The 17,147-nt window shown below is 40.5% G+C and carries 20 protein-coding genes and 2 tRNA genes; 15 read left to right on the top strand and 7 right to left on the bottom strand.

Going from position 1 to position 17,147, the window contains the following annotated elements:
- Positions 1-4 precede the first annotated feature (4 nt).
- Positions 5-1,375, top strand: coding sequence for a hypothetical protein (locus G626_RS0105715; protein ID WP_022931832.1), 1,371 nt, complete (start codon positions 5-7; stop codon positions 1,373-1,375).
- Between the two features lie 68 nt (positions 1,376-1,443).
- Here the strand turns inward: G626_RS0105715 and G626_RS0105710 are convergent, their stop codons facing one another.
- A complete protein-coding gene (locus tag G626_RS0105710; protein WP_022931831.1) occupies positions 1,444-2,784 on the bottom strand; it encodes a DUF1015 domain-containing protein in 1,341 nt (446 codons plus the stop codon).
- A gap of 56 nt (positions 2,785-2,840) precedes the next feature.
- Here G626_RS0105710 and G626_RS0105705 point away from each other — a divergent pair, with 56 nt between their 5' ends.
- Positions 2,841-4,247 carry an RNA polymerase factor sigma-54 gene (locus tag G626_RS0105705; RefSeq protein ID WP_022931830.1) on the top strand — a complete coding sequence of 469 codons (1,407 nt, stop codon included), beginning with the start codon at positions 2,841-2,843 and terminating at the stop codon, positions 4,245-4,247.
- 72 nt (positions 4,248-4,319) lie between these two features.
- Here the strand turns inward: G626_RS0105705 and G626_RS0105700 are convergent, their stop codons facing one another.
- Positions 4,320-4,607: an HPF/RaiA family ribosome-associated protein gene (locus G626_RS0105700; RefSeq protein ID WP_022931829.1), complete on the bottom strand. Its 288-nt coding sequence runs from the start codon at positions 4,605-4,607 to the stop codon at positions 4,320-4,322.
- Positions 4,608-4,830: 223 nt separating this feature from the next.
- Between G626_RS0105700 and hprK the strand changes: the two genes are divergently transcribed.
- Genes hprK through holA form a run of 4 tightly spaced genes read left to right on the top strand, consistent with a single transcriptional unit; the run spans position 4,831 to position 7,769 of the window.
- The gene (gene hprK, locus G626_RS0105695) at positions 4,831-5,820 is read left to right on the top strand and encodes an HPr(Ser) kinase/phosphatase (RefSeq protein WP_022931828.1); all 990 of its coding nucleotides are present in this window, start codon (positions 4,831-4,833) and stop codon (positions 5,818-5,820) included.
- Between the two features lie 39 nt (positions 5,821-5,859).
- Complete coding sequence (locus G626_RS0105690) at positions 5,860-6,126, top strand: HPr family phosphocarrier protein (RefSeq protein WP_027726998.1); 267 nt, start codon at positions 5,860-5,862, stop codon at positions 6,124-6,126.
- A gap of 10 nt (positions 6,127-6,136) precedes the next feature.
- Positions 6,137-6,748 (top strand): transcriptional repressor LexA, encoded by a 612-nt coding sequence (gene lexA, locus G626_RS0105685; RefSeq protein WP_022931826.1) that lies wholly within the window; start codon positions 6,137-6,139, stop codon positions 6,746-6,748.
- Between the two features lie 28 nt (positions 6,749-6,776).
- Positions 6,777-7,769 carry a DNA polymerase III subunit delta gene (gene holA, locus G626_RS0105680; RefSeq protein WP_022931825.1) on the top strand — a complete coding sequence of 331 codons (993 nt, stop codon included), beginning with the start codon at positions 6,777-6,779 and terminating at the stop codon, positions 7,767-7,769.
- Positions 7,770-7,824: 55 nt separating this feature from the next.
- Here holA and G626_RS0105675 read toward each other — a convergent pair whose 3' ends face one another.
- On the bottom strand, positions 7,825-8,046 hold the full coding sequence (locus tag G626_RS0105675; protein WP_022931824.1) for a YdbC family protein: 222 nt from the start codon (positions 8,044-8,046) through the stop codon (positions 7,825-7,827).
- Between the two features lie 218 nt (positions 8,047-8,264).
- On the opposite strand from G626_RS0105675, the gene G626_RS0105670 reads away from it, so the two are divergent.
- Entirely contained in the window at positions 8,265-9,269 is a 1,005-nt protein-coding gene (locus tag G626_RS0105670) for a hypothetical protein (protein ID WP_022931823.1), read from the top strand.
- Between the two features lie 2 nt (positions 9,270-9,271).
- The gene (locus tag G626_RS0105665; RefSeq protein ID WP_022931822.1) at positions 9,272-9,961 is read left to right on the top strand and encodes a LysM peptidoglycan-binding domain-containing protein; all 690 of its coding nucleotides are present in this window, start codon (positions 9,272-9,274) and stop codon (positions 9,959-9,961) included.
- A gap of 61 nt (positions 9,962-10,022) precedes the next feature.
- On the opposite strand, the gene G626_RS0105660 is transcribed toward G626_RS0105665, so the two are convergent.
- The gene (locus tag G626_RS0105660; protein WP_022931821.1) at positions 10,023-10,592 is read right to left on the bottom strand and encodes an NUDIX hydrolase; all 570 of its coding nucleotides are present in this window, start codon (positions 10,590-10,592) and stop codon (positions 10,023-10,025) included.
- A gap of 123 nt (positions 10,593-10,715) precedes the next feature.
- Here G626_RS0105660 and G626_RS0105655 point away from each other — a divergent pair, with 123 nt between their 5' ends.
- Both G626_RS0105655 and pgsA read left to right on the top strand, forming a co-directional pair.
- Complete coding sequence (locus G626_RS0105655) at positions 10,716-11,537, top strand: cytidylate kinase-like family protein (RefSeq protein WP_022931820.1); 822 nt, start codon at positions 10,716-10,718, stop codon at positions 11,535-11,537.
- Positions 11,538-11,715: 178 nt separating this feature from the next.
- On the top strand, positions 11,716-12,312 hold the full coding sequence (gene pgsA / locus G626_RS0105650) for a CDP-diacylglycerol--glycerol-3-phosphate 3-phosphatidyltransferase (RefSeq protein ID WP_022931819.1): 597 nt from the start codon (positions 11,716-11,718) through the stop codon (positions 12,310-12,312).
- Between the two features lie 181 nt (positions 12,313-12,493).
- On the opposite strand, the gene G626_RS0105645 is transcribed toward pgsA, so the two are convergent.
- The 3 genes from G626_RS0105645 to epsC form a co-directional block, all read right to left on the bottom strand.
- Positions 12,494-12,913 (bottom strand): Hsp20/alpha crystallin family protein, encoded by a 420-nt coding sequence (locus G626_RS0105645; RefSeq protein ID WP_022931818.1) that lies wholly within the window; start codon positions 12,911-12,913, stop codon positions 12,494-12,496.
- Between the two features lie 280 nt (positions 12,914-13,193).
- Positions 13,194-14,543, bottom strand: coding sequence for a DNA repair protein RadA (radA, locus tag G626_RS0105635; RefSeq protein WP_022931816.1), 1,350 nt, complete (start codon positions 14,541-14,543; stop codon positions 13,194-13,196).
- A gap of 268 nt (positions 14,544-14,811) precedes the next feature.
- Positions 14,812-15,681 (bottom strand): serine O-acetyltransferase EpsC, encoded by an 870-nt coding sequence (gene epsC / locus G626_RS0105630; RefSeq protein WP_022931815.1) that lies wholly within the window; start codon positions 15,679-15,681, stop codon positions 14,812-14,814.
- A 204-nt stretch (positions 15,682-15,885) separates the two neighbouring features.
- Between epsC and G626_RS0105625 the strand changes: the two genes are divergently transcribed.
- The 5 genes from G626_RS0105625 to nusG all read left to right on the top strand — a co-directional run bounded on the left by G626_RS0105625 (position 15,886) and on the right by nusG (position 17,080).
- Positions 15,886-15,958, top strand: a tRNA-Thr gene (locus tag G626_RS0105625).
- A 41-nt stretch (positions 15,959-15,999) separates the two neighbouring features.
- Complete coding sequence (gene rpmG / locus G626_RS0105620; RefSeq protein ID WP_022931814.1) at positions 16,000-16,176, top strand: 50S ribosomal protein L33; 177 nt, start codon at positions 16,000-16,002, stop codon at positions 16,174-16,176.
- 39 nt (positions 16,177-16,215) lie between these two features.
- Positions 16,216-16,288 (top strand) — tRNA-Trp (locus G626_RS0105615).
- Between the two features lie 21 nt (positions 16,289-16,309).
- Positions 16,310-16,492 (top strand): preprotein translocase subunit SecE, encoded by a 183-nt coding sequence (gene secE, locus G626_RS0105610; RefSeq protein ID WP_022931813.1) that lies wholly within the window; start codon positions 16,310-16,312, stop codon positions 16,490-16,492.
- Between the two features lie 9 nt (positions 16,493-16,501).
- A complete protein-coding gene (nusG, locus tag G626_RS0105605; RefSeq protein WP_022931812.1) occupies positions 16,502-17,080 on the top strand; it encodes a transcription termination/antitermination protein NusG in 579 nt (192 codons plus the stop codon).
- Positions 17,081-17,147: the final 67 nt, after the last annotated feature.

The following is a 17,147-nucleotide window of genomic DNA, read 5'->3' as shown; positions in this document are numbered from 1 at the left end:
AAAAATGAAAAAAATTAAGTTTTTAGGAACAGCAATTCTGGCTGCATCTCTGCTTTTTGCAGGATGTTCTTCACCGGTAGAAGATGTTGTAGCTGAAGAAGATACTTCAGTTTCATTGAGTCCAGAAGAAACAGGCAGCAACAGCGGCACAACAAACGGCGGTACAACTACAGGTGGAAACACAACCGGTGGAAATTCTAACGGCGGTAGCACTGGCGGAAACACTAACAGAACGATTCCGAATACAGGCGTGTATTGGGAATATTTAGTTGGAACTCGAGACGGAGCAATTGATGCTTTTAAGTATTTTCAGGATTGGGGTAACGGTTCAAGATATACTGACAATCCTGATGGATCTATTACCGTTACTGCAGGTACAAACTGGGGTGCTCCTCGTGTAAACCTTGCATATGGTGATATTCCAGCTGGATATTTTTCAAGATTTGACCGTGTTGTAGCATATGTTGATGAATCTAATTTCCAAGCATCAAATGCAGTTATTCTTTTTGCAGGTTCTGGAGATGAATCAATTACAGTAACACCAATCGAAAAAGATGGTTTGTCTGTTTACGTAGTTGATATTAGTGAGTCTACTAAAGCTGCAACTAGTAAACAGATTGCTCTTCAGCTTTTTGGTACAGGAAGTGTTACTGTAAAATCCTGGTATCTTGAGGCAGACTCAGAAATTGAAGTTTTCAGAACTCCTTTGGTAGATTTGATTACAGCAGCTACTGAGTTTAAGGACAATGCAATCGTTGGAACTAGTGGAGGTCAGTATCCTCAGACTAGTTATGAAGCATTTGCTGACGCAATAGAAACTGCAAATGCTGTAAATGACAATTCTTCTTCTACTCAGTCAGAAATCTATGCTGCAATTTATGCGCTTTCAGAAGCAAAAGTAGAATTTGAAGCTGCAAAACTTCCACTTCTTCCATTCGAGTCTCTGTCAGAATTTGAAATCCCAGAAGGAGCAACTGTATTATTTAAAGCAGATGATGCTGCAAACTCTGTTCTTACTCCAAATAATAATCCTTGGTATGTCCCAGAAGGTGGTAAGTTTGTTATTAAAGCAGATAACTTCTCAGCAACAGAGAAAGTTTATGAAATTATAACAAAGGGTGATAATGCTTGTGGTTGTTTTAATCTTAATGTACAGGTAACAGCAGGTCAGAAACTTTATGTTTCTTGTTATTCTGAAAAAAATACATCTATTAAACCTGTAGCACCTGATGCTGAAACTTTAATTACAGGTTCTAATGAATGGCAGTTAATTGAAGTAGAATATTCAGAAGGTGCTTTGTTACATCAGTTAGGAGTTGTAGGTAAAACTGCAGAAGAAAATAGTCTCTTTATTGATGCTATATATATAAATTAAATAACTAAATAAAAAACACTCCTTTCTCACTGGTTCCCCATGTTGTAGGGAACCAGTTTTTTTCTTAACTAAAACAACTTCCTGCACTCGAGGTAGAAGCGTTTTTCATCAGCTTCGCCCATGCTAAAGCTCTTGCGTGGCAGCGGGCCGCGGCCGTTGATTGTTTCAAAGAAACTGTCCTTTGCAATTGGTGGAAGTAAGATGCCAACTGCATTGTCGCGTTCGCCAAGTTTAAGTGTTTCTTCACTGCCGTGAATGTAGTCAATTTCTGGCTTTGCAGCGCCTGTGCCGGCAGCAGCTTTTAAGAAGTCATCAATTTCCGGCTGCAGTCTTGCGACAGCCAGTTCTTTTATTCCGGTTTTCAAAAGCTTGTATTTCTGCGCTCCGCTGCCACCTTCGCGGTAAGCAAATCCAAAATCTGCATGAGAAGCTTTTACAGCAGCCTCAAGTTCTGCAGAGCCCGCCATATCACTTACACTTCCACCAAGCTTTTCTGCCAGGCTCTTAATCAGGCCTTCAACATCACAATCAAAAATAACTCTGTGAATAGGCTCAAAGGTAAGGCCTGTATCATAAATATTTACAATTTCAACAAGGGCATAGCGCACAGGGCATTCTTTTAAGGCAGCCTCGTCAGCTCCGCCTGCAATAAGCTTTTCTTTATATTCATCCCAGACAGCCTTTGCGGTTGCAAGAGAATGGTTTCCGTCACCTACAGCAAAAAGGAAGGTAGAACCGTCTGCGGCGCGGTTAGTCTCTGCTATCTTGTTTACAGCCTCTGTTACGCCTGTAATTTCAGCTTCGCTTTCTACTGCCCAGCCGCTGATAGAACCGCCGTTACACATCAGCTCACCGCTGTAAATTGGAGCCTTGCCTCGTACAGCCTTACCGGTTCCGCCAATCAGTACATCATCCTTATCATTTACCAAAAGCATGATGTGGGGCAGTTCAAGAGGTGCACCACGGCGAATCTCCATGCGTGGAGGAATTCGTTCTACAATTGTTGCCTCTGTGGCGCGGATATTGGCCTTTGAAAATGGCTTCCATTCGTAAGTTTCCAGATCAATCTGAGTAACAAGACCACGACGGGTTCGGCCAAAAGCAGTTTTTCTTTCTATATAAATCATGCTTTTACGTGGCGAATCAAAAACACCGCCTTCAATATATTCTTTCATGGTCTTTCTTATTTTTTCAATGCGCTGAGCTTTGTCCGGAGAATTAAGATAAACTTCCGGCAGAATCAGATTCAGCGTAGAAGGCTTTCCACTGGCAGCCGCTTCAGCACGCTTCCAGTAATCTAAATCCTGGGTATACTGGTCACAGGCAATTACAGACCAGCTGGCAACATCAATATTCTTTGGCAAAAGGATTTCCGGTACACGGATTCCAAAATCTTCAATCTTTTTCATAAATGCAAGTATACAGTTTACGGGGCTTTTATGCTATAATTTTGCGGTAAGAGCTTATGGCTAACAAACTCAATCTGGAAATTCACCAGCAACTTAAACAGGTACAAAAACTTTCTCAGGTTCAGATAACCGCTTTGAATTTTCTTGCAATGGGCAATGAAGATTTGCGCGAAGAAATTTACAGGGCTGTCAGTGATAATCCTGCCCTTGAAATTGTTCGCGAGCCTGTTTCTTATTCAAAATTTGGGAATCCGGAAGAGGCAGATAAATTTCAGCAGATTCTTGAAAATCAGGAAGATTATGGAGAAACACTTCAGGCTCATCTTCTTCATCAGCTGAATGCCATGAAAATTTCAGATGAAGAAATTGAGCTTTGTACAAAACTTATTTACAACCTTGATAAAAACGGCTTTTACGGTTCTATGCTTTCTCCCGAAACTTTTTTGCCCCGGCAGAATCCGGCTGCTGAAAGAGCCCTGCTGGAACGCTGTTTAAAAATAGTGCAGTCACTCGATCCTGTTGGTACCTGCTGTAGAAACCCGGAAGAAAGTCTTTTGATTCAAGCTCAGCTTTCTGAAAATCCGGATCCTCTTGCGCTTTTTATTCTTGATGGTCATATTGATTTTCTAGACCCGCCTGAGCCTGCAAAAATCAACCGCAAACTGAATAACTTTCGTGAGGCCTGGCATAAAAAAGCCTTTGCCGGCACAAGTAAACTCGATGCTCTTGAGCTTACAGAAAAATCTGCTTCGGCTGCATTAAAATTCATTCTTTCGCTTAATCCGCATCCGGCCCAGGGCTACAATTCAGAAAAAGCAGTAGATTCTGCCAGCCCGGATGTAGTGCTGACAATAAGCAAAGAAGAAGGTCCTGCAGCAGATGACTTTTCTCTTGGTATTGTCTCGGGAAATGAAGACTGTCATTTTCAGATAAAATATGCTTCGGGAGCTTTACCGGAAGTTCGAATTTCACCAGATTTTCAGATGGATAAGGTTGCCGTAGCCAAAGCCCAGCTGCTTATTAATTCCCTGCAGTTCCGGGAGTCTACCATCATAATGCAGGGCTGTGCAATTGTAAGAGCCCAGAAAAACTTTTTTCTGAAAGGCCCTGGTCATTTAAAAGTACTTACACGAAAAGAGATTGCCGAAGATCTTGGAATTCATGAATCTACAGTTTCGCGGACTTCTGCCAGAAAAGGAAGAAAATATATTCAGACTGAATGGGGACTTTTTCCGACCTGGTATTTCTTTACATCCGGGGTTTCGAATCGTGATGGAAGTAAAAAGATTTCTTCTGACAGAATTAAAAAGAAAATACAGGAAGTGCTTGCTGAGCCTGGTAATGAAAATCTTTCAGACAGGGAACTTTGCGAGCTGTTAAATAAGAAGGGCGCGAAAATTGCACGTAGAACAGTTGCAAAATATCGCGCCCAGCTGGGATTAAAAAATTCCTATAAGCGGTAAAAATGTCATCCCGAACTTGTTTCGGGATCTATCCTAAAGATGCTGAAACAAGTTCAGCATGACATAGTTCTTTTACTTCTTCTGAACCTTATCTTTTTCCTTCTTGATTTTGTTATCAAGCACGTCCATCATCTTGTTGAGGGCTGCGCCAAAATCAAAATCTTCTCCGGTTACGTGAGCCTGAGTTCCCCATTTGAAGTTTACTGTAGTATCGAAGACATAAGCCTTGTCCTGCTTAATTTTCATAAGCAAGTCAACAATCAGGTCATCTGCATAAGCAATTCTCTTGAGTTTTGACTCAACCATTTCAGACTGCTTCTGTGAAAGTGAGAAACCTACTGCGGTAATTGATGGTGTCATAGTTGTCTCCTTGTGAAGTAAATTTGCTTTACTTCGGCTAAAAGTGATGTAAACCTGCATACGCAGGCAGATGAGAATGCACAACAAATACATTTCTTCATCACCTTTATAGTAACACGGGTTTAGCGAAAAAACAAATTTAGAATTTGAAAAAGATAAAAATATTATGTAAAAAACCTTTTTCTATTGATAAGATATCTAAAACTGTGTATAGTAAACGCGTATGGCAGATAAGAAATTCACTGTGTTGGATTTGCTCGATCTCGAACTCTCAGGTCATGATGCCCTCGATTTAAAATGCATTGCGGGCCGTCGTGGTTTGCCAAGAGCAATTACCGTACCAGAGTTAAACCGTCCGGGACTTGCCCTTTCAGGTTTTTACGAGTCATTTGCCTCTAACCGTGTTCAGGTTTTTGGCCGCGGTGAAACAGCCTACCTTCAGAAGCTTCATAAAGAAAAAAATACAGATTCAATCCGTAACTTTTTCCGTTCACAGATGCCTTGCTGTATCTTTACCTATAATCTTGAACCTACAGAAGATTTTCGCCGTATTGCAGAAGAAAGTTATTGTCCTCTTCTCCAGACCAGTCTTACATCTACAGAGTTTTCTAACCGTATAATCCGTGTTTTTGCAAATCAGTTCGCACCGCATCAGACTCTGCATGGAGTTCTTGTCGAAGTTTACGGTATTGGTATACTGCTGGCCGGCCACTCCGGAGTAGGTAAGTCAGAAACTGCTCTTGAACTTGTAGAACGCGGCCACCGTCTTGTTGCAGATGATATTATAGAAATCCGCTGTGTAAACGGAAACATTATTCTTGGCCGTGGTGCAAACACAGTTATCAGCCACCATATGGAAATCCGCGGTCTTGGAATCATTAATATTTCCCAGCTTTATGGTGTAGGTGCCATCCGCGACCAGAAGGAAGTTCAGCTTATTGTTCAGCTGGAAGACTGGAATTCTTCAAAGGCTTACGACCGTCTTGGTACAGAATCAAAATACAAGGAATTGCTTGGAGTAAAGGTTCCTGTTATTGAGATTCCGGTTCGCCCTGGACGAAACCTTCCTATTATTATTGAGGCGGCCGCTATGAACGAGCGTCTCAAAAATATGGGTTATAATTCGGCAAAAGATTTTAATCAGAATGTATTAAAATGGATTGAAACAGGAGAAGCGCAGACCGTTTATAACGGAAATGACGATTCTTACTAAAATATGAAATCAGGCAGGGAGGCTGCCAAGGAAAGAGATATGATAGAGAAGATTTTAACAGTACAGAACAGAGCAGGAATTCACGCAAGACCTGCAGCAATCATTGCACAGACTTCAAACAAGTTTGAAAGTGAAATTACACTTTCCCGTGATGGTGCTGCTGTAAACGCAAAATCAATCATGGGTGTAATTGCAATGGGTGCCGGCTATAATACTCAGCTTACAATGCAGGTTATTGGCCCTGACGAGTCAGAAGCTGCTTCTGTAATTGAAGAGCTCTTTAACAGCAAATTCGAAGAAGAATAAGGAGGCTTTGATGCGAGGAATAACAGACCGCCAGAAAGAAGTCTTAAACTATATTTCTTCTTACACAGAAGAAAACTCTTATCCTCCAACAGTCCGCGATATTAGTGAGCATTTTGGTATTTCTCTTCGTGCTGTTCAGGATCATATTCTTGCTTTACAGAAAAAGGGGTTTCTTTCTCAGAGCCAGAAAAAGGCTCGTTCAATTCGTGTTCTTTCAGACTGCCGCGAAAAAGAGCCTGAAACTTATATCGGTAAGGTTCCTGTTCTTGGAACTGTTGCAGCAGGCAAGCCTCTTTTGAGCGAAGAAAATCTTGATGGCTATGTAAATCTTACAGAACCTTTTGTACGTCCTGGCAAGAGTTATTTTGCTCTTCGTGTACGCGGTCAGAGCATGATTAATGCAGGTATTTTAGACGGTGACCTTGCAGTTGTAGAGCAGTCTTCTACAGCCCAGGATGGACAGATTATTGTTGCGGTTATTGATGATGCAATTACACTTAAGCGTTACTATAAGGAATCTGGAAGAATCCGCCTCCAGCCGGAAAATCCACAGTTCCAGGCTATTTACTGCACAGACGTTCGTATTGTAGGTATTCTTTCAAACATCGTCAGAACATATTAATTTTTTGCAGCAGCAGTGAGCACTTAAGATGGCAAATAACAGTCCTATTTATCTTTATACCGGCCCTGAATTTGGAAAGCGTAATGATGCTGTAGAAGCAGTTAAGGCTTCCCATAAAAAACAGTTTGGTGTAATAGATGAACATTCCTTTTATCTTCTCGAAACTCCTCTAAGTGAGGTTATGACAATTCTTCAGAGTGGTACTTTATTTTCTGATGGAGTTTGTGTTGTTTGCCGTAACGCTGAGCTTATAAAGAAAAAAGATGAAATTCAGATGATTGCAGACTGGCTTGAAAATCCGGAGCCCTCTGCTGTGCTCATCCTTGTTTCAGACGAAATCTCTGTAGATTCAAAGCTCGAAAAACTTGTACCAACTCCAAACCGCAAAAAGTTCTGGGAAATGTTCGAAAATGAAAAACTGCCATGGGTTACAAGTTACTTCAGTAAAAACGGGTATCGTATAGAGCAGGGCGCGGCCAAGCTTATTCTGGAGCTGATAGAAAATAATACTCAGTCTCTTGCTGCAGAATGTTCCCGTTTTTTTGTTCTCTTTCCAAAAGATCATGAGATTACGGAAGATGATGTAGAATCAGTTCTTACTCACAACCGCGAAGAAAATGCCTTCAGCCTTTTTAAGGAACTTGCAAATTCTTCAGACCCTGCGCCGGTGCGTTTAGAAAAGGGCCTTCAGATTCTTCAGAAAATCAGACTGTCAAAAGAAAATTCTTCTGTAATGATTATTGCGGGCCTTGCTTCCTGCTTCAGAAGATTGCAGGACTGGCATAGAAGGGGAGAGCAGGCAATCCCTCAGCAGATGCTTCAAAAGCAGTACCGCTCTGCTGCTAAGGTCTGGACAATGGGACAGGCTGCAGCAGTCTTAGCAGTGCTTGCCTCAACTGATATGGAAATACGTTCCGGAGGTACACAGATGGAAGATGTACTTCTGGAGAAAATGATTTACGAGATAGTAATTAAAAACGGCGCTCAGTTATCTATCTATGATACAGCGGTGGTTGAGTAATCAATGGTGTTACGGTGATTGAGTGCCGCGAAGCGGTGTATCGAAATCACCGTATTTAAAACTCAAGTTTATTCAATAATTCTTTCAAAGCCTTCAGCTCATCTTCAGTAAAAGTCGACCCCTTTCCCATTTTCTGATGATCAGGTGACCAGCTGCGCAAATCATACTTTGCAGGTCTTCCACCCCAGGAAACAAGGTTCAATTCCAGGTTCCAGCCGCCTTTACCTTCAGCAACAGTTCCAAGACTCTTTTCGATTTTAAATGAGAAATCATCCATTCCTTCCGCCTCCTTTAGTAACTTACAACGATAATAAATTGACAGCTATGTAAGTTCAGTTTCGCAGGTAAAAATGGTACTCGACAACATCATCCCCGTTGGCGAGTGCCATTTTTACCGGGAGAAACTGAACTTTACACGACTAATTAAATTATCGTTGTAAGATTAGAAATTTTATAGTAAAATTATAGTTAATATATTTTAAACGTGAGGTAAATATGAAGAAAGTTAGTATAATCCTTCTTTCTATTATCACACTTCTGTTTTTCATTTCCTGCGGTTCAAAACCAGCCGCTGAAGAAGAAACTCCAGAGGCTCCGGAAGTAACAGAAGCAGTAGAAGATTTATCAGAGAATATTGAAGATGAGGGTCTTTCAGAAGCTGCAAAACTTGCTCAGCTTATGGAACAGATTAATGATGCCAGACAGGCTGCAATTGATGCAGGCGCAGAGGAAAATTGTCCTGACCAGATGAATAAACTTGATTATCTGCTTAATGGTCTTAAAGACAGTGATGATCCGGATGCAGCAGCAAAATCAATCATCGACCGTTATAATCTGCTTGCAAATTACAGTACAGCAGTAGAAACCAAAAAAGAAATTGATGATAACGGTTATGATTCTTATGCAAAGAATGACTACAACCGTGGTGTAGGAAATCTCGAAAAGGTAGAAGCTGCCTTTAATGCAGAATCAGATGATTTTGACAAGTCTGTTTTTGTAAATGCAGAAAATGCCGTAAAAGATTTCAACACAGTAATCAATGTTGCTTATAAAAAGATTGCAAAAGAAGAACGCGAAAATGCAATTGAAGCAAAGAAAAATGCAGACAGCGTAAAGGCAGGTGTTGCACGAAAGGCTGAATATAAAGAGGCTACAGACCTTATTACAACAGGCGACTCTCTTTATGCAATGCAGAACGCTAAGAAAGCTGCAGAAAAATATATTGATGCAACTGAAAAACTTACATTCCTTTACCAGGATGTTTCTGAAAAACGCGCTGCTGCTCAGGCTGCAATTGATGAAGCAAAGAAGCGTGTAGCAGAAAGTGAAAAGTTTGCAGAAGAAGCAGATGTTAAAGCTCCAATCACAGAACAGGTAGAAGGTATCGAAGATGAAGATGCTGTTCTCCTTGAAGCTGATGATTATGAAGATCCAGAAGAGGCTGAGGCAGATATTGCCGAAGAGCTCGAGGATGAAATTGATGAATCGGAGGCTAAGTAATTATGAAAAAGATTATTTCAATTTTGACAATTGCTTTACTTGCCGCTTCTGTTTTTGCAGTTAGCTATAAAAACAATACCTTCCAGAAGCTTGCAGATGAATATACTAAAAAGGCAGAAATTGCACTTGATGCCGGCCAGTATGAGGATGCTGTTGAGTATTCAAAGAAAGCAGAAGAAAATGCTGCTCTTTCTGAAGCTTACATCAAAATGATGATGGCTCGCGGAGAAGCAGAAAATAACATCAAGCTTGCTAAGAACCAGCTGGCTTATGCAGAAAAGATTGATGCACCAAACACTTTCCCAATGGCTTATACTTCAGCAAAGGATAACCTTGAAAAAGCTGAATCTGCTTTTGAAGGAGAGGATTTTGACCAGGCTAATGCTTATGCAAAGGCTTCTCTTGCTGCACTCGACGGAATTAAAGAGGTTACTCCACTTCCAGAGTTCTACATCGTTAAACCTTGGGCAGAAACAAAAGACTGTTACTGGAATATTTCTGGTCGTCCTTATGTTTACAACAACCCTCTCTTGTGGGAAAACCTTTATCAGGCTAACAAACAGAGTATGCCAAAACCTGAGGATCCAAACCTCATCCATCCTGGTATGAAGATGAAGATTCCAAGCCTTACCGGTGAATACCGCAAGGGCACCTACGATCCAAAGAAGTCTTATTCAACTTACGGAGAATAAGACTTAAAGCAAAACGGTGGTTGAGTGTCCGCGAAGCGGATGTATCGAAACCACCGTTTTTTTATATACGGCTCTTATTGTGTTTAATATACAAACTCAGCGCCATTCCCATAATGGCATGTGGAAATTGTTCTGTTCCCATTCCTTCCAGAACTTCCTGCTTACTTAATTCCATACAGTTTATAAACTCATCTTCATCAAGGCTCTGTTTTCCAGTAGCTTCTAAATCCTGAGCCAGATAAAAATGCACATGATTACTGAAGAGGGCTGGGTTAGGGTTTACTTTTCCAAGTTTTATCAGTTTTCCAGCTTTATAACCTGTTTCTTCTTCCAATTCGCGGCGTGCTGCGGTCTCAGGATCTTCTCCGGCATCAATAACACCGCCCGGAAACTCTATGCTCAAGGCTGCTTCTCCATGGCGCCACTGTTTTACCATCAAAAAGTTTTCGTTATGCTCTGCAATTACAATTACCCAGTCCGGAGCATCCATAATGATGTAATCTCCTTCAACTCCTTCGCTGGAAACATTGTGTCGTGAGGTAACTGTACATACTACGGTTTTTAGTAAAGCTTTTGGCTCGCCTTCCTTCCATTTAAGTTTATCATCTTCTGCAGTAAAATAATTCTTCATTAAAAACTCCGTAACTTTTTGACAGATTTCAATTCTGGATTTATCATAATATAGAAATAAAAAAATGTCATTGCGAGGGCATCGCCCGAAGCAATCCATATCAAACAATAGAGAGGTGAACTTATGGCAGTAATTACATTTTCAAGACAGGTAGCAGCATTGGGTGATGAAGTAGCCGGCGAGCTTGCAAAAAGACTCGGCTATAAGTTCATCACAAGAAAAGAAATTGAAAAGCGCATTGTAGAGCTGGGCTTCCCTGAGAACAAAATGCCTAAATTCGATGAAAGAAAACCGGGCTTTTTTGCATCTCTTACAAAAGACCGCGATGAATACTTAAATTATGCACAATATGCAATTTTAGAAGCAGCAGCACAAAAAAACGTAGTTATTATCGGGCGCGGTGCCTTTGCAGTGCTTCAGAATGTACCTAATAATATTTCTGTCCGCCTCATTGCAGACGAGCAGACCCGTATAGACCGCCTTCGTAAGGAATTCAACTGGGACGAAAAACAGGCTCTGCAGCGTATTCAGGAAAGCGATGCAAACCGTTCTGGCTTCCATTCAAGCTTCTATAATGTTGATATTAACGACCCTGTAAATTATCATCTTGTTTTGAATACCGGACTTTTAAGCCTCGATTTAGCAGCTTCTGTTATTGCAAATCTTGTAGAGCAGAAGATAACTGTAAAAGAGGAAGAGGAAGGTAATAAACTGATTGAAGAGCTTTTGAAGGCTCAGACAGTTGTAAACAAGCTTTCTATGGAACGTAAGCTGAATATTGAGTTTATGCATGCAACAATTCAGGGAAATACGGTTGTGCTTCATGGTGTTTCAGATTCTCCTGCAGTTGTAGAGCAGGCACTGCAGATTATCCGCGAGGAGATGCCAGGCTACGACGCCAAGTCTGCAGTAAGCATAATTCATGATTTCAAGACATTTCAATAGTCGTGTTCATGCAAAATCGTTCCCTTACGTGAAAAAAGGCATAAATCAACGGGATGATGTTGCTTTATACCTTTTTTCACTCCGGGCTCGATTTTGCACAGCATCGTGATTGAAATCATAAATTATGTTTGTTCCTCAAACCTTGACTTTCCTTTCTATTAAGTAGATAATATTCTTTATGAAACTATCAAACAAGTTTACTTTTACTCGTATTATTTTTGCACCGATTTTCTTCTTATTATATTTTATTCCAATCTGGACTGGTTGTGGCTCTAAAGTATCCTTGTTGATTGCCCTTCCATGTCTTATTTTTGCTGAATTTACAGATTATTTAGATGGACATTATGCTCGTAAGCATAACGAAGTTAGTGATTTCGGAAAGCTTTTTGATCCTTTTGCAGATGTAGTTTTACACTTGACCGGTTTTATCTGTCTTATGCATTCGGTAAAAGCAGGCCTTTCTTATATGCCTGTTTATTTCTTTGTTTTGATTATGCTCCGCGAGTTCTCACAGAACTTTTTACGTATGGTAGCCGCAAAACAGGGAACCGCAATTGCGGCCCGCAAAGGCGGCAAACTAAAAACCGTAGTTTATATCGTAGCTGAGTTCTACGGAATCTTCCTCGAACTTCTTGTTCGCCTCGAATTAGTTCCAGACTTCTTCGGAGCAATGCAGATAGGAGCCTTCGCTCTCTTCGCAATCTGCGTAATCCTAAGCTACGCCTCATTTATCGATTATCTGATTCACTTCGGCAAAATCTTAAAGGATATCTAAAGCATATTGCAATTGACAATACGTTTATGTGAAAAATAACTGCGGAAAAGACAAAGCATATTGCAATTGATTATACGTTGATTGTGCAGGCTGGATGCGGAATAAAAAAAGGGTGCGTGAAACATCATTCCCGTTTCACACACCCTTTTTTTTATGGGAGCAGTCAGCCTGCAAGCATCAATTAACAAGCTTCAATTGCAATATGCTTTGGAGCGGCGATGGCTTTTTTCTGCATATTGATTGTCAAAATACCATTCTTAAAGTTAGCCTTAATTGACTCAGCATCAACATCAGCTGGCAAAGAAAAGCGTCGTTCAAAGCTTGAGCATCTGCGCTCTTTAAGAATGTACTTAGCCTTCTTGTCTTTCTTATCTTCTTTGGTTTCCTTTGTCTCTTCAGTTTTTGAGGCAATGGTCAAATTGTCATGGTCGAGCTCGATATTTACGTCTTTCTCTGTACGGCCAGGCAATTCCATTTCCAAAGTGTAAGCGTTGTTTTCCTCTTTTACATCAACACGAGGAGCGTTTGCAGAATACATAACACTTGGTGTGTTACCCATCATGTCATTAAAAAGTGAATCAATAAATGAAAGTTCGTTCATATCTATACCTCTTTGTATTTAATTTAGTTTTGTTTTATAAGCTAACAGCTTACACTATATATTTAGCAATTTTCGTGCCAAGTGCCTTTTTGCCACATTTTAATCTCATACATATGCCTCCTGGCAAAATAAAAGCCTGAAAACGGCTTCCGCACCTCGTTTGTGCAGATTGTTTTCAGGCTTTTTTTTGCCTCCGGCATATTTAACCATTATTAACTGTGTCAAAAATACACAGCCACTAATGTCAAAATGATACAAACTAAATCAAAAATACTCGGTTTTAGCGGAATATAGTCTTAATGAGTGTTTTTATGTCTGAAATTCCGGCTTTGTCGTCTTCTGCAGGGGCCAGAATGGTGTTAAAACCAAGGCCTTCTGCGGCTTTTATGCGCTGTTTTGTTTTTGTAACCGGGCGGATTTCACCAGCAAGGCTTAATTCTCCGAATACTGCAGTACCGTTTTTTACAGCAATATCTGTTCTGGCAGAATAAAGGGCTGCGGCTAGGGCGGCATCAATAGAGCTTTCACTTAATTTTATACCGCCCGCAACGTTTACATATATATCCTGATCAGAAAAACAGAGCCCGCAGCGCTTTTCAATAACCGCTGCAACGCGGGCAACCCTGCCGGAATCAATTTTTTCACTGTAAATACGCGAAACGCTGGCCTTAGCCGGCACAGTAAGGGCCTGAATCTCTACTAAAAAGACCCTGCTGCCTTCAAAAACCGGTGTAGGAGCTACTCCAGCCGGCTGATTTTCCTTTCTTTTAGTCAAAAAGAGGGATGCCGGGTTAATTACAGGCTCAAGCCCCTTTTCTGTCATGCTGAAAATTCCAATTTCATCAACTGAACCAAAACGGTTTTTCTGTGCATGAAGGAATCTTATATCATCAGCATTACGTTCAAAGGAAATTACCGTATCTACCATGTGTTCCAGAGACTTTGGACCGGCAATGGTGCCTTCTTTTGTTACATGGGCAGTCATTATAAGTACGCTGTCACGTTCTTTTACCCAGGAAATAAACTCATTGGCGCAATATTTCAGCTGATTTACAGTTCCGGGAATAATTCCGGCCTCAGCAGAGTAAATTGTCTGAATAGAATCAATAATTACAAAGGTAGGATTCAGTGAATCAAGGGCATCTAAAGAGTCTTCCAGGCGGGAAGTGCATAAAATATTAATGCCCTTACAGTCTAAACAAAGTCTGTCTGCGCGTTCTTTAATCTGGGCAGCAGACTCTTCTCCGCTTATATAGAGGACAGAGCTTTGTGTGTGGCAGGAAAGGCTAGCCGCAGTCTGTAAAAGCAGGGTAGATTTACCAATTCCGGGTTCTCCACCCAGCAAAATTGCAGAACGTTTGGTTGCACCACCACCTAAAACCCGGTCAAATTCATCAATTCCGGTAGAAATGCGGGTATTTGACTGTGCCTGTACTGTCGAAAGCCCAACCGGCTTCTGTTTTTCTACGGCTTCTTTGCCTCGTCCTGCAGGACTTATGTTGTTTTTATCAATAATGATTTCTTCAAGAGAATTCCATTCACCGCATTCCGGGCAGCGGCCAAGCCATCTTGGCTGAGTGTAACCACAGTTACTGCATTTGTAAGAAATAGAACCACTTTTTTTAGCCATGTAAAACCTCTTTTGCGGTGGCGGTTTACAAAAAATTTTTGTGAAATTTTCACAAAAAGTATTGACATCTGAAATATATGGTATTATATTAAAGTCAGCTTGTAAATAAGCTGATAAACTCTCTCCGATGTCCAGCAACGCTGGACGGCAAGGTTCCCTTTTAGTGTTACTGTCTGGGAACCTTGTTTTTTTTTAACAGACAGTGTCATGCTGAACTTGTTTCAGCATCTTTTTATAGACCCCGAAACAAGTTCGGGGTGACGGTTTATTACCCCTGTGTAATTACCGATCCGGCAGGAACGCTTTCTGTAACCCAGGTGTTACCGCCAATAGTTGAGCCGCGGCCGATTACTGTTTCTCCACCTAAAATTGTAGCGTTTGCATAGATTGTAACGTCATCTTCTATAGTAGGATGTCTCTTTTTATTCTGCAGGTTCTTTTTAACGCTGAGGGCACCAAGCGTAACACCCTGATAAATCTTTACGTTATTTCCTATAATACAGGTTTCACCTACAACAACACCGGTACCGTGGTCAATAAAGAAGGATTCGCCGATTGTTGCACCCGGGTGAATATCAATTCCTGTTTTTCCGTGAACATGTTCGCTCATAATGCGAGGGATAATAGGAACGCCGCTCTTATAAAGGAAGTGGGCAATGCGGTAAACGAGAATTGCTTCAAGTCCAGGGTAGGACAAAACAACCTCTTCGTTGCTTTTTGCAGCAGGGTCGCCGTTAAAGGTTGCAATTACATCAAGCTGAATCTGGCGTCTAATTTCCGGAATTTCTTCTATTAAAGCTACTGCAGTTTTTTCTGCAAGCTTAAAGCAATGAGATTCTGAGATGTTGCCGACTTCTTCGTGACTGCAGCTTTGAGCTTTTGTATAAATCAAAGCTTTTTGAATTTCGCGGGTGAGGTTTGCAATTATATTATTAACCTTCTGGCCGATTACGTATCTGATATTTACAGAATCAATGTCTTCTGCAGTTCTGAAGCCTGGAAAAACAACCGACTGTAAATCAGAAAGAATCGAAACTACATTCTGTCTGTTTGGAAAGTCTTCTGTATGGTTTCTGTTGATAAGTCCATATCTGTCATAGGAATCAAGAATTCCATCAATCAGCATATCAATATTCATATAAACCCCATTGCATTAAATGATGCAAAATAATAACATAAATAGTAGATTTTATCTATCCTATAATTTTTATAGGTATTAAAGATAATGAAAATTCTTTGAAAATTTATCAAATTCTAAAAGAATTTTATTGACTAAAATTATTTCTTAGTTTATATTCGTTAAACGCATGTTTTCTATGAGTTAGTGTGGAATACTGCATTTGCCCCCGTAGCTCAGTTGGTAGAGCACCACATCGGTAATGTGGAGGTCTGCAGTCCGATTCTGCACGTGGGCTTTGAAAATTATTTTTTTGGCGAATATATTTAGGAGTTAAATATGGGAAGCAAGAAGAAAGGTGCTGTAGAAATTATCGCTTTGCAGTGCACAGAATGTAAGAGAAAGAATTATACTACTTACAAGAACCGCAAGAACATTACAGGAAAACTCGAGAAGAATAAGTACTGTCCGTTCTGCAAGAAGAGCGTTCTTCATAAAGAAACAAAAGCAAAATAATTTTTGATATTTATCCGGTTTCGGCCGGTTTAGATATATAGGGCAGTAGTTCAGCTGGTAGAGCAGCGGTCTCCAAAACCGCCTGTCGTGGGTTCAAATCCTGCCTGCCCTGATTTTATAAAGGAAAGGTGTTATGGCTAAAGTAATTCAGTTTTTCAAAGAGAGCAGAGCAGAATTGAAGAAGGTTGTATGGCCTACTCGTGATGATGTTGTTTCTTCAATTAAGGTTGTTATTATTTCTACAATCTTAGTAGCTGTAATACTTGGATTACTTGATCTTGGTTTTACTGAGTTGTTCCGTATTTTGATGAAATAGGACGGAAAAATGTCTAAGAACTGGTACATTCTTCATACTTATACTGGTTATGAAGGAAAAATCGAACGCACAATCAAATCTTTAATCGAAAAATTTTCAGCTGGCGATAAAACAGGTATTGATCCTGAAGTTGTAATTGATGTTAAGGTTCCTGTAGAAGAGCTGGTTGAAATTAAAGATGGTAAAAAAAGAACACGCTCAAATAAATTTCTCCCTGGTTATATAATGCTCGAGATGGATCTTCCAGAAATTGGCTGGAAGGACACTTGTGCTAAGTTGTATAAGATTCAGGGTGTAACAGGCTTTGTTGGAAATATCAGCCGTTCTAACCGTCCAATGCCAATCACTAAAGATGAAGCTATGAATCTTCTTCAGAAGTCTGGCGTTATTAAGGGTGATAAGCAGGTTCGTGTACGCCAGTCATTCAACGTTGGCGATGTTGTAAAAATTGCTGACGGTCCATTTGCATCATTCACTGGTACTGTTAAAGAAATCAATATGGAAAAAGAAAAGCTTTCTGTTGAGGTTCAGATTTTTGGACGTCCTACTCCGGTAGAAGTAAGCTTCCTTCAGGCAGAAAAAGCCTAAGTTCTTTATTATTGTGTCATTGTCGGGCTTGACCCGACAATCCATTTATATTAGCAAATTCAGGGGT

It is taken from the genome of Treponema bryantii NK4A124 (assembly GCF_000421345.1).
GTDB classification, from domain to species: domain Bacteria; phylum Spirochaetota; class Spirochaetia; order Treponematales; family Treponemataceae; genus Treponema_D; species Treponema_D bryantii_B.
The sequence above is the reverse complement of the archived record's forward strand: the minus strand, read 5'-3'. Positions and strand labels throughout refer to the sequence as shown.